Here is a 12,245-nt window from a genome sequence, read left to right as displayed (position 1 = left end):
CCGGTGGTGTGTGCCCGCCGGCCCGCAGTCGAAGAACCAGGAGCAACCCATGTCCACCCTCACCCGAGTCCGCATGGCGTACACCCGCATCGAAGCCGTCGACCGCCCCGAGATCTGGATCGACCTCCGCCCCCGGCCGGAGGTCGAGAAAGAAGCCCAGGCCATCGACGCCCGCCTCGCCGCGGGCGAACACCTCCCCCTGGCCGGCAAGCTCCTCGCCGTGAAGGGCAACATCGACGTGGCGGGCCTGAACACCACCGCCGGCTGCCCGGCCTACGCGTACACCCCGCAGGGCGACGCCCCCGCGGTCGCCCGCCTCCGCGCGGCCGGCGCACTCGTCCTGGGCACCACGAACCTGGACCAGTTCGCCACCGGCCTGGTCGGCACCCGTTCCCCGCACGGCGCCGTGCGCGGCGCACTCGACCCGGCCCGCATCAGCGGCGGCTCCAGCTCGGGATCGGCCGTGGCGGTGGCCCTCGGTGTCGTCGACCTCGCCCTCGGTACCGACACGGCCGGCTCCGGCCGCGTCCCCGCCGCCTTCAACGGCATCGTCGGCCTGAAACCGACCCGCGGCGTCGTCCCGACGACCGGTGTCGTCCCGGCCTGCGCCTCACTCGACTGTGTGACCGTCTTCGCCCGTACGCTCCCGGAGGCCGAGCAGGCCCTCGCGTACATGGCGTCCCCGTCCGGACGCGAGCTTCCGGCGCTCCGCCCGCGCACCCCCGGCCCGTGGCGCGTCGCCGTCCCCCCGACGGCACAGCTCGGCGAGCTGGACGAGGGCTGGGCGGAGGCGTACGAGGCCGCCGTGGCGCAGCTCGTCACGGCCGGGGCCGAGCTGCGCACGCTCGATCTCACCCCGTTCACCGAGGCGGCGGCGATGCTCTACCAGGGCGCGTTCGTCGCCGAGCGCTACACGGCGGTGGGCAGCTTTGTCGACAAGTTGCTCGCCGAGGGAGACGCGGATCTCGACCCGACCGTCGCCGGGATCATCACCCGCGCCCGGGACATCCCGGCCCACCAGCTCTTCGCCGACCAGGACCGGCTGGCCGCGCTGCGCCTGCGGGCGCTCGCCGAACTCGGCGACGCGGACGCCCTGTTGCTGCCGACCGCACCCGGCCACCCCACCCTCGCGGAGGTCGCCGCCGACCCGCTGGGCACCAACGCCCGACTGGGCCGCTTCACCAACTCCACGAACCTCTTCGACCTGGCGGCCGTAGCCGTCCCGGCCGGTCTCACGCCCGCCGCCCTCCCCTTCGGCGTCATGCTGATCGGCCCCGCCTTCACCGACGAACGCCTCGCCCGCATCGCCACGCTGCTGCGGCCCGAGCCGTGTGTCGCCGTGGTCGGCGCCCACCTGTCCGGCCAGCCGTTGAACCCCCAGCTCCTCGCCCTGGGCGCCCGGCTGGAACGTACGACCACAACGGCGCCCGGCTATCGTCTGCACGCGCTCTCCACCACCCCGCCCAAGCCGGGCCTGGTCCATATCGGCGAGGGCGGGGCCGCCATCGAGGCCGAGGTGTGGCGGCTGCCCGCCGAAGGTCTCGGGCGCCTGCTCGCCGAGCTGCCCCGGCCGATGGCACTGGGCCGGGTCGAACTCGCCGACGGCACGTGTGTGCCCGGCTTCCTGTGCGAGCCCGGCGCTCTCGAAGGCGCCGAGGACATCACCCGGTACGGCGGCTGGCGCGGCTACCTCCGGGCACGCGGCTGAGCCGCCGCAGTCCCGGCCCGGGTGACCCACGTACCGGAGCACAGAAGTGCGCCGCCCCCGACAGCGGGGCGGCGCACCAGGAGCGACCGGGCTCGGCTCAGCCCACCGACGAGTAGGCGACCACCCCGCGCAGCAGGCCGTCGACCGCCTTGCGGGCGTTCTTCGCGACCGTCGTGCCCTCGCCGCCGGAGACGGGCGCGGCGGCCGAGATCTGGCCCAGGACGTCGATGACCTGCTTGCACCAGCGGACGAAGTCACCGGCGGGCATCTCCGCCTCGCGCAGCACCTCGTCGAGGCCCTTGCCCGAGGCCCATTCGTAGGCCGCCCAGGCGAAGCCGAGGTCCGGTTCACGCTGGCCGACACCCTCGGTCTGGGTGATCCGGAAGTCCTCCTCCAGGGCGTCGAGGCGGCCCCAGATGCGGACCATCTCGCCGAGCGCGGCCTTGGCCTTGCCCGACGGCAGCTTCGGCGCCATGGCGTCGTCGCCGACCCGGGACTCGTACACCAGCGCCGAGACGCAGGCGGCGAGTTCGGCCGGATCGAGTCCTTCCCAGACTCCGGCGCGCAGGCATTCGCTGGCCAGCAGGTCCAGTTCGCCGTACAGCCGGGCGAGCCGTCTGCCGTGCTCGGTGGCCTCGTCGCCGCGCAGGTAGTCCAGCTCGGTGAGGAGGGCGACGATCCGGTCGAAGGTGCGGGCGATGGTGTTCGTGCGGCCCTCGATACGGTTCTCCAGCTGCTTGGTGTCGCGCAGCAGCCGGTGATACCGCTCGGCCCAACGGGCATGGTCCTCACGGTCGTTGCACCCGTGGCAGGGGTGGGCGCGGATCTCCGTGCGCAGCCGGGCGATCTCGCGGTCGTCGGCCGCCTCGGAGCGCCTCTTGCGCAGCCGGTCGGGGACGATGTGCCCGGCCTTGGTGCGCAACGCCGAGGCGAGGTCGCGACGGGACTGCGGGGAGCGCGGATTGAAGGACTTCGGGATGCGCATCCGCTCCAGTGCCTCGACCGGCACCGGGAAGTCCATCGAGGCCAGCCGCTTCACCTGGCGCTCGGCGGTGAGGACCAGCGGACGCGGGCCGTCGTGGTGCTCGAAACCCCGGTGGCCGTTGGACCGGCCGGCCGGCAGCCCCGGATCGAGGACCAGTGCCAGGCCCGCGAACTTGCCGGTCGGGACATGGATGATGTCACCGGGCTTGAGCTTCTCCAGCGCCACGGCCGCCTCGGCGCGCCGCTGCGCCGCGCCCTGCTTGGCCAGCTCCGTCTCGCGGTCCTTGAGCTCGCGGCGCAGCCGCGCGTACTCCTCGAAGTCCCCGAGGTGGCAGGTCATGGACTCCTTGTAGCCTTCGAGCCCCTCTTCGTTGCGCTGCACCTGCCGGGAGATCCCGACGACCGACTTGTCGGCCTGGAACTGCGCGAAGGAGGTTTCGAGCAGCTCCCGCGAGCGGTGCCGGCCGAACTGCTCGACCAGGTTCACCGCCATGTTGTACGAGGGCTTGAAGCTGGAGCGCAACGGGTAGGTGCGGGTGCCCGCCAGTCCCGCCAGATGGTCCGGGCTGAAGCCGCGCTGCCACAGCACGACGGCGTGGCCCTCCACATCGATGCCGCGACGCCCGGCACGGCCGGTGAGCTGGGTGTACTCGCCGGGTGTGATGTCCGCGTGCTGCTCGCCGTTCCACTTGACGAGCTTCTCCAACACCACCGAGCGGGCCGGCATGTTGATGCCCAGCGCCAGAGTCTCGGTCGCGAACACGGCCCTCACCAGGCCGCGGACGAAGAGCTCCTCGACGACCTCCTTGAACGTGGGCAGCATGCCCGCGTGGTGGGCCGCTATGCCGCGCTCCAGGCCCTCCAGCCACTCGTAGTAGCCCAGGACGTGCAGGTCCTCGGGGGGGATGGAGGCGGTGCGCTCCTCGACGAGCTCGCGCACTCTGGCGCGTGCCTCGTCGTCGTTCAGTCTCAGGCCCGCGTACAGGCACTGCTGGACGGCGGCCTCGCAGGCGGCGCGGCTGAAAATGAACGTGATCGCGGGCAGCAGGCCCTCGGAGTCGAGCCGTTCGATGACCTCGGGCCGGCCCGGTGTCCAGATCCGCGAGCGCTGCCGGCGCTCGCGCTCCCGGTCGGCCTCGCGCATGGCGCGGCCGCGTCTGCGGTCCTGGTACGAGGGACGGCTGGCCTCCATGCGGGCCAGCCGGGTGAGGTCGGGGTTGACCGCCTTCTTGTTGCCCTCGCCCTCCTCGAAGAGGTCGTACATCCGGCGCCCGGCCAGCACGTGCTGGAACAGCGGCACGGGCCGGTGCTCGGAGACGATCACCTCGGTGTCACCCCGCACGGTGTCCAGCCAGTCGCCGAACTCCTCCGCGTTCGACACCGTCGCCGAGAGTGACACCAGGGTCACCGACTCGGGGAGGTGGATGATCACTTCCTCCCAGACGGCGCCGCGGAAGCGGTCCGAGAGGTAGTGCACCTCGTCCATGACCACGTAGCCGAGGCCGAGCAGGGTCTGCGAACCCGCGTACAGCATGTTGCGCAGCACCTCGGTGGTCATGACGACCACCGGGGCATCGGAATTGACGCTGTTGTCACCGGTGAGCAGACCGACCTTGTCCGCGCCGTAACGGCGGCACAGATCGGCGTACTTCTGGTTCGAGAGCGCCTTGATCGGCGTGGTGTAGAAGCACTTCTTGCCCTGCTGGAGGGCGAGGTGGACGGCGAACTCGCCGACGATCGTCTTGCCGGAGCCGGTGGGCGCGGCCACGAGCACACCCTTGCCCGTCTCAAGTGCCTGGCAGGCCTCGATCTGGAAGGGGTCGAGGCCGAAGTCGTACATCTCGCGGAAGGAAGCGAGCGCGGTGGCCTGCTCGACAGCGCGCCTGCGTGCTGCCGCATACCGCTCGGCCGGTGAGAGGTCCTCTGTCATCGTGCTTTCGAGACTACCGGCCGCCACTGACAACAGGACGATCAATATCCGGATCAGAGCCGACGGGAGCGAGAATCCCGCAGCTCAACACCGGGTCGACGGTCCGGCAGCCGGCCCGCGGGCACCTTCGCCCGGCTTTTCGCCGGTCGGCCTGACAGCGGCCCCCACCTCGACGGCGAGGGCGACCACTCTTCGCGATGGCTCAATGGCTCAATGGCTCACTGACGAGTGTGGCCCACCAGTCAGCACTGGTGGGCCACACTCGTCAGTCGTTCGTCCCGCGGCAGCGGATCGGTCAGCTCAGGTCACGTCAGGTCACGTCGTCATAGCCGTTGACCCGGTCCCCGGTCGACTGCTCGGGTATGGCCCGACTGGCCGCCACGGACTCGACCTCGCCGATGGCCTCCGGCGTGAGGTCGAGGTCGGAGGCCTCGTCGTCGGCCGGGCCCTCGGCCTCGCGGCGCCGCTTGCGCCTGTCGTTGAACAACGAGAAGACGGTCGCCACGAAGTACAGCACCCAGATCGGTCCGGCCAGCGCCAGCATGGTCAGCGGGTCGGTGCTGGGGGTGGCCACGGCCGCGAAGACCGTGATGCCCATGATCATCCCGCGCCACCAGCTGAGCATGCGTCTGCCGGTGAGCACCCCGGTCAGGTTCAGCATGACCAGGAGCAGGGGCAGCTCGAAGGAGAGACCGAACACGAGCACCATGCGGACGATCAGGTCGAGCAGGTCGTCGAGGGGCAGCTGGTTGTCGAGGTCCGCGGGCGAGAAGCCGAGCAGCACGGTCGCCATCGTCGGCAGCGTCTTGTACGCGAAGAAGGCACCGCCCAGGAACAGCGGGACGCCCGTACCCACGAACGCCATCGCGTACTTCTTCTCGTGCCGGTGCAGACCCGGAACGATGAAGGCCCACAGCTGGTACAGCCAGATCGGTGAGGCGAAGATCACACCGGCCATCAGCGAGACCTTGAGCGCGAGCGTGAACGGCGTCAGCAGACCGTTGAGCACGATGCGGGCGCAGGTACCGCTCCGCTGCTGGGCCAAGTCGGAGAAGCTGGACTTGCACCCCACCGCATCCAGAATCGGGTTCGTGAAGAACTCGATGATGTTCTTGTAGTAGAAGGCAGCGACGACCGTGACGACAACGATGGCCAGGACGGCCTTCGCGAGCCGGTTGCGGAGCTCACGAAGGTGCTCCGCAAGGGGCATCCGTCCCTCGGGATCCTTCTCCTTCTTGCGGGCAGAGTTGAGCAACCCACGTCCTCATCTCGTGCGGCGGGCCGGAGGCGTCCGGCCCTGCGTCAGCGCTTGTTGGTCGTGTCCGTGGGCTCGGTGACCGGGCGCGAGCTGGTCACGTCGCCGGGCGCGGCCTGGATGGTGCGCTGAGCCGGGGTCTGCTCGTCCGCGTTCGGCGGGCCGGCCGGGGCGGGGTTGCTGCCCTCGTCCTTCATCGCCTTCGCCTCGCTCTTCAGGATGCGCGCGGACTTGCCGAGAGAGCGCGCCATGTCCGGAAGCTTCTTCGCGCCGAACAGCAGGATGATGACGACGAGGATGAGAATGATCTCGGGAGCTCCGAGCCTTCCGAACATAAGTCTTTACCTTCTCACCGAGGCGGCTGGGTCGGGGTGCTGTCCGATCGGCCGGACATGTGTCCGATCGTCGTGTTGACAGCGATCGTAACGCTCAGGGGTGAACGCGGGGCAATCCCTGTGCGTACTCCCAGTTCGCGGCCCGCGCCTCGTTCTCCGGACCGCGATGTGAAGCGTACCTGCCCTCACCGACAAGGTGACAGGCTCAAGTGACTCATTGCGCAACCCTTGGAAGACTCATACCGGGATCCGGTGAAGGTCACAGGGAATCCGCGGAGCGCGCCGCGCCGACGGTCGCCCGCTCCAGGTCGTCGGCCGCGCTGTTGATGCGGCGCGCGGCATCCGTGACCTGCCTTCCCAGACGCTCCGCTTCCACGAACACACGGATGGCGAGCACGCCGAGGACGGCGATTCCCAGAAAACCCACAGCGATCGCGAACATCGGCCAGAACATGACGCCGAGCCTAGAGCGTCGAGTGCAGACGCAGTGTGCGCACCCCGCCGCCGGTGAGGAGTTCGACGATCCGCTCCCCCGCGGGCTTGCGGACGGCCGAGCCGCACTCGGGGCAGGTGAAGGAGTAGAAGGTGGTGCGGCTGGAGGCGCCGATGGCCAGCATCAGGGCGCTCGCCCTGAGCTCCAGACGGGCCCGGCAGTCGGGGCAGCCGGCCTTGAACAGCACATCGGCGACCCGGCGCATCCCGGCGAACGCGGTCACCACCGTCATCTCCGCCGCGCCCACCGACGCACCGGCCTGCTCCCCGCCACCCGCCCCGGACCCGACCCCGGCCTTCGCCGAGCCGGCGGCCCGCTCCTGGGCACCGGTCCTCTCCGACGCACCAGACATCGACGACGTGGTCAAAGCCCCTGCTCCTGCCTGTCGTACGGTCCGTCCTGAACTCCCTCTGGCCCGTCGTAGGCCGCGAGTGCCTCGCGAGCCGCCCGGCGGGCGCTGTCGGCCAGCTCCGGCGGCGACACGATCCGGCCGTCGCGGCCCAGGCGCAGCGCCAGCCGCCGCAGCGACGTGGGGTCGGGGGTCCGCAAGGTAATACGCAGCCCGCCGTCCGGCAGCTCATCCGCGCTGTCGTGCGGGTAGTACTCCGCGACCCAGCGCCCGCCCGGACCGACCTCGACGACCACCTCGGGGTCCTCGGCGGCGGGCTGCACAAGCCCCTCGGAGAGGTCGCGCAGTTCGATCTCGGGCGGCGCGGAGGGCTCGTCGAGGATGCGGATCTCGGCGACCCGGTCGAGCCGGAAGGTGCGGCGCGCCTCGGAGCGGCGGCACCAGGCCTCCACATAGGTGTGGCCGACGCTGACCAGGCGGATCGGGTCGATCTCGCGCTCGGAGAGCTCGTCACGCGAGGGTGAGTAGTAGCGGATCCACAGCCGGCGCCGCTCGGAGATCGCGCGGTCGACGTCCGCGAAGACCCCGCCCTCGGACTCGAAGGTCACCGAGAGCCGGGAGCTGGCGCCCGCCGCCTCGCCCGAGGCGGCCTCCACCTTGGCGGTGGCGCGCAGCAGGGCCTGCCGGTCGCCCTCGCGCAGCCCGGGCAGCGTGGACACCGCGCGGGCGGCCACGAGCAGCGCGGTCGCTTCGTCGGCGGCGATGCGCAGCGGCTCCGCGACATCGTCGGGGTTGTGCCACCAGATCCGGTCGCCGTCGGTGTCGATGTCCAGCAGATCGCCGCCGCGGAAGCTGGTCCCGCACAGCGGCAGTACGTCGAGGTCGGAGATCAGCTCGTCCTCGGTGATCCCGAAGGCGCGGGCGACGTCACCGACGCGAGCGCCGGGGCGCTCGCGCAGATAGGTCACCAGGGAGAGCATCCGCCGGGTCTGGTCGATCGCGTTCGTGGGCCTGGCCGGTTTTCCTGCCACTTTCCTACGTTCCCCCTCAGCCCTTGGCCACGGCGCGCAGCCGGTCCACGACGTCGGCCCGCAGTTCGGCGGGCTCCAGAACCACCACGTCGGGCCCGAACTCGACGAGCCAGGCGTCCAGGCCGTGCCCGTACGGAATCTCCAACTCGTCCCAGCCCTCCCCCAGTTCCCGTACGGAGACGGCCTTGGCGCGCAGCGGGTAGCCGGAGCCGGTGCGCAGCCGGATCCGCGCGGAGCGGTCGGTGATCTCGCCCGCCCAGCTCGCGACGGTCTCGCGCACGGTGACGACGTCGGGCACCTCGACGGTGTAGCGCCCGGCGCGGGCGCGGACCTTGCCGGTGATCCGAGAGAGCCTGAAGACACGCTCGGCGCCGCGGTCGCGGTCCCAGCCCGCCAGGTACCAGTGGCCGCGCCAGCACTCCAGGGCCCAGGGTTCGACCTGACGGGTCTCGGGGTGCGCGGCGGTGGCCTTGCGGTACTCGAAGACGACGGGGCGGCGGTCGCGGCAGGCCAGCATCAGCGGCTCGAAGGCCGCCTCGTGCACGGGGATGTGCGGTTCGAGGGCGCCGTGGGCCTCGTAGGGGTCGACGTCCTCGGGGAGCCCGGCGGCGCGCAGCTTCTGCAACGCACCGCTCGCGGCACCGGCCAGCCGGGCCTGCTGCCAGACCTTGGCGGCGAGGCCGAGGGCGGCGGCCTCCTCGGCGTCGAGGGTGATGGGCGGCAGCCGGTTGCTGTCGCGGCGGGCGAGGTAGCCGACCTCGCCGTCGAGGTTCTCCACCGTCTCGATGACCAGGCCGAGCTCGCGCAGATCGTCCTTGTCGCGCTCGAACATCCGGTTGAAGGAGTCGTCCGAGCCAGCCGCGCCCCTGCCCGGCCTGAAGGCCTCGACATAGGCCTCGATGGAGTCGCGCAGTTCGCGCTTGCTGAGCGGCCGCCGCGTCCCGAGCAGACACAGCGCGAGGTTCATCAGCCGCTCGGCCTTGGCAATGGCCATCGACGCCCTTCCCTATGGTGCTTCCGACCGATGACCGTACCGCTCCGGAGTGTCGCGGCAAAAGCCGAGGGTCCATGCCTGCACAGGCATGGACCCCAGATGATCAGCTCTGGTCACTTCTTGATCGCACGGTGTACGAAGATCGACCACAACCCAGGATGCGGAACCGGTCCCCGAGGTCGTCCGACCGGGAACCGGTTCCCGACCTTCGATGTCAGACCGCGACCAGGTCGCAGACGAAGATCAGCGTCTCGCCGGGGCCGATGCGGGCGCCGGCACCGCGGTCGCCGTACGCGAGGTGCGCGGGAATGGTCAGCTGGCGACGGCCGCCGACCTTCATGCCCTGCACGCCCTGGTCCCAGCCGCTGATGACCTGGCCGACACCGAGCTGGAACTCCAGCGGGGTGCCGCGGTTCCAGGAGGCGTCGAACTCCTCGCCGGTGGAGAAGGCCACGCCCACGTAGTGGACCTTGACGAAGTCGCCGGCCTTGGCGACCGGGCCGTCTCCCTCCCAGAGGTCCTTGATCTCGAGGTCCGCCGGGGGCTCGCCGCCCGGGAAGTCGATCTCGGGCTTCTCGATGCTCACGTCTCTAGCTCCTGCTTGTTCGCGTAAAGGCCTTGAGGCAACACCGACACTCTCACATCCCCGCAGGCGTTACATCTTCGCCAGGATGTCCACCGAGAAGACCAGCGTGGAGTCCTTCTTGATGCCACTGCCGCTCGGCGGATTGTCGCCGTAGCCCAGGACCGGCGGAATGACGATGAGCACACGGCTGCCGACCTTCTTGCCCGTCAGCCCCTGCGCCCAGCCCTTGACGACCTGCTGGAGCGAGAACGAGGTCAGCGAGTTCCTGCTGTACGTGGAGTCGAACTCCTTGCCGGTGTCCCAGAGCACGCCCTTGTACTGCACCAGCACACTGCTGTCGGCCGCGACCTCGTCGCCGTCGCCCTCGATGACGTAGTTCGCCACCAGCTTCGTCGGCGCCGTCGCCTTCGGTACGTCGATGGAGGGGGCCTTGCCGTCGGTGTTGGTGCCGACCTTGGGGAGCGCGGCGTCGTTCTGCGCGACGTCCTTGCCCTTGGCGGAGCTCGTCGCACTGAAGGTGTTCTGGATGTCGACGACGAACACCAGCGTGTCGGTGCCCTTGATGCCCGCCTGCGTGTTGCCCTGCGTGCCGTAGCCCCAGGTGGGCGGCACGGACATCTCGACGCGGCTGCCGACCTTCTTGCCCACCAGGCCGTAGCGCCAGCCGTCGATGATGCCGCCCTGCGCGAGCTGGATGACCAGCGACGTCTTACGGTCGTAGGAGTTGTCGAACACCTTTGCGGTGTCCCAGACCTGGCCGAGGTAGTTGGCCTGGATGTAGTCGTTCTCCACGACCGTCGCCCCGCCGCCCGCGATGACCGTCTTGACCGCGAGGTCCTTCGACGGGTCACCACTGCCCTTGGCAACGGTCGGCTTCTCGCCGAACTTCGTCCCGGCGGTGATGCCCGGCAGCGGACCGTCGACGATCTTCGGCGGCGGCGCCGAAGACGACGAAGCGGAGGCCGAAGGGGACGGGCTGCTACTGCTGCTGGACTTGGCCTTGTCCGACTTGTCGTCACCGCATCCGGCGAGGGTGACCAGTCCGGCGGGTACGGCAATGAGGAGGGAGCGTCGGCGCACGGTGGGGGCCTCGTATCGATCGATCTTGGTTGATGGCGTGCGCGCAACTCTACGACGTGAGAAGGGCGCCGTACGGAAAACGTACGGCGCCCCGCGTTGCGTACCGGAACCACGTCCGGAACGCGACGCGTCACATTCCCGCGATCAGCTTCTCCACCCGATCGTCCACGGAACGGAACGGGTCCTTGCACAACACCGTGCGTTGTGCCTGGTCGTTGAGCTTGAGATGGACCCAGTCGACGGTGAAATCGCGGCGCTGTTCCTGAGCGCGCCGGATGAAGTCCCCGCGCAACCGGGCCCGAGTGGTCTGCGGCGGCACGGACTTGCCCTCGAAGATCTTCAAGTCATTGCAGATCCGGGCGGCTTGTCCCTTCCTTTCCAGCAGGTAGTACAGGCCACGACGACGGTGGATGTCGTGATATGCGAGGTCTATCTGGGCGACCCGCGGGTGCGACATCGTCATGTTGTGCTTGGCGCGGTACCGCTCGATGAGCTGGTACTTCATGACCCAGTCGATTTCGGTACCGATCCGGTCGAGGTCCTCCGCCTCGATCGAGTCGAGCGTACGGCCCCACAATTCGAGCACCTGCTCGACCGTGCCGGTACGGATGCCGCGGCGCTCACAGAAGTCCACGGCCTTCTCGAAGTACTCGCGCTGCACCTCCAGCGCGGAGGCCTCCCGGCCACTGGCCAGGCGCACCTTGCGCCGGCCCGTGATGTCGTGGCTGACCTCGCGGATCGCCCGAATGGGGTTCTCCAGGGTGAGGTCGCGCATCACCGTGCCCGCCTCGATCATGCGCAGCACGAGGTCGGTGGCACCCACCTTGAGGAGCATGGTGGTCTCGGACATGTTCGAGTCACCGACGATGACGTGCAGCCGGCGGTAGCGCTCCGCGTCGGCGTGCGGTTCGTCGCGGGTGTTGATGATCGGCCGGGAGCGGGTCGTCGCCGAGCTGACGCCCTCCCAGATGTGCTCGGCGCGCTGGCTCACGCAGTACACGGCACCGCGCGGAGTCTGCAGCACCTTGCCGGCACCGCACAGCAGCTGCCGGGTGACCAGGAAGGGAATGAGAATGTCCGCGAGCCGGGAGAACTCCCCGTGCCGGGCCACCAGATAGTTCTCGTGGCACCCGTAGGAGTTGCCCGCCGAGTCGGTGTTGTTCTTGAACAGGTAGACGTCGCCCGCGATTCCTTCCTCGTGCAGGCGTCGTTCGGCGTCCACCAGGAGTCCTTCGAGAATGCGCTCGCCGGCCTTGTCGTGGGTGACGAGTTCCGTCACGTTGTCACATTCGGGTGTCGCGTATTCCGGATGTGATCCCACGTCGAGATAGAGGCGGGCACCGTTCCGCAGAAAGACATTGCTGCTGCGGCCCCATGACACGACACGGCGGAAGAGGTACCGCGCCACCTCGTCGGGAGACAGGCGCCGCTGTCCCCTGAACGTACACGTGACGCCGTACTCGTTCTCCAGCCCGAAAATGCGGCGGTCCATGACTGAAC

General features: G+C 69.7%; 11 protein-coding genes. 1 reads left to right on the top strand and 10 read right to left on the bottom strand.

All coding sequences use genetic code 11. The features are described from left to right. The first annotated feature begins 10 nt into the window (after positions 1 to 10). A complete protein-coding gene (gene atzF / locus RV986_RS41160) occupies positions 11 to 1,708 on the top strand; it encodes an allophanate hydrolase (RefSeq protein ID WP_475924618.1) in 1,698 nt (565 codons plus the stop codon). A gap of 97 nt (positions 1,709 to 1,805) precedes the next feature. Here atzF and RV986_RS41155 read toward each other — a convergent pair whose 3' ends face one another. From RV986_RS41155 to pafA, 10 genes are all read right to left on the bottom strand, one after another. Further along, a complete protein-coding gene (locus tag RV986_RS41155) occupies positions 1,806 to 4,667 on the bottom strand; it encodes a DEAD/DEAH box helicase (RefSeq protein WP_475922269.1) in 2,862 nt (953 codons plus the stop codon). A gap of 265 nt (positions 4,668 to 4,932) precedes the next feature. Continuing rightward, on the bottom strand, positions 4,933 to 5,877 hold the full coding sequence (gene tatC / locus RV986_RS41150; protein ID WP_475922268.1) for a twin-arginine translocase subunit TatC: 945 nt from the start codon (positions 5,875 to 5,877) through the stop codon (positions 4,933 to 4,935). Positions 5,878 to 5,924: 47 nt separating this feature from the next. Further along, a complete protein-coding gene (gene tatA / locus RV986_RS41145) occupies positions 5,925 to 6,212 on the bottom strand; it encodes a Sec-independent protein translocase subunit TatA (RefSeq protein WP_475922267.1) in 288 nt (95 codons plus the stop codon). A gap of 259 nt (positions 6,213 to 6,471) precedes the next feature. Further along, positions 6,472 to 6,666: a hypothetical protein gene (locus RV986_RS41140; protein ID WP_475922266.1), complete on the bottom strand. Its 195-nt coding sequence runs from the start codon at positions 6,664 to 6,666 to the stop codon at positions 6,472 to 6,474. A 10-nt stretch (positions 6,667 to 6,676) separates the two neighbouring features. Continuing rightward, positions 6,677 to 6,937, bottom strand: coding sequence for a hypothetical protein (locus RV986_RS41135; RefSeq protein WP_475924617.1), 261 nt, complete (start codon positions 6,935 to 6,937; stop codon positions 6,677 to 6,679). Between the two features lie 131 nt (positions 6,938 to 7,068). Further along, positions 7,069 to 8,085: a helix-turn-helix transcriptional regulator gene (locus tag RV986_RS41130; protein WP_475922265.1), complete on the bottom strand. Its 1,017-nt coding sequence runs from the start codon at positions 8,083 to 8,085 to the stop codon at positions 7,069 to 7,071. Between the two features lie 16 nt (positions 8,086 to 8,101). Continuing rightward, positions 8,102 to 9,079, bottom strand: coding sequence for a helix-turn-helix transcriptional regulator (locus RV986_RS41125; protein WP_475922264.1), 978 nt, complete (start codon positions 9,077 to 9,079; stop codon positions 8,102 to 8,104). 214 nt (positions 9,080 to 9,293) lie between these two features. Then, positions 9,294 to 9,665 (bottom strand): FKBP-type peptidyl-prolyl cis-trans isomerase, encoded by a 372-nt coding sequence (locus RV986_RS41120; RefSeq protein ID WP_475922263.1) that lies wholly within the window; start codon positions 9,663 to 9,665, stop codon positions 9,294 to 9,296. Between the two features lie 69 nt (positions 9,666 to 9,734). Further along, positions 9,735 to 10,745, bottom strand: a complete 1,011-nt coding sequence (locus RV986_RS41115; protein WP_475922262.1) for an FKBP-type peptidyl-prolyl cis-trans isomerase — start codon at positions 10,743 to 10,745, stop codon at positions 9,735 to 9,737. Between the two features lie 130 nt (positions 10,746 to 10,875). Next, the gene (gene pafA / locus RV986_RS41110; RefSeq protein ID WP_475922261.1) at positions 10,876 to 12,237 is read right to left on the bottom strand and encodes a Pup--protein ligase; all 1,362 of its coding nucleotides are present in this window, start codon (positions 12,235 to 12,237) and stop codon (positions 10,876 to 10,878) included. Positions 12,238 to 12,245 lie beyond the last annotated feature (8 nt).

Source organism: Streptomyces sp. RLA012, assembly GCF_056270325.1.
The sequence above is the reverse complement of the archived record's forward strand: the minus strand, read 5'-3'. Positions and strand labels throughout refer to the sequence as shown.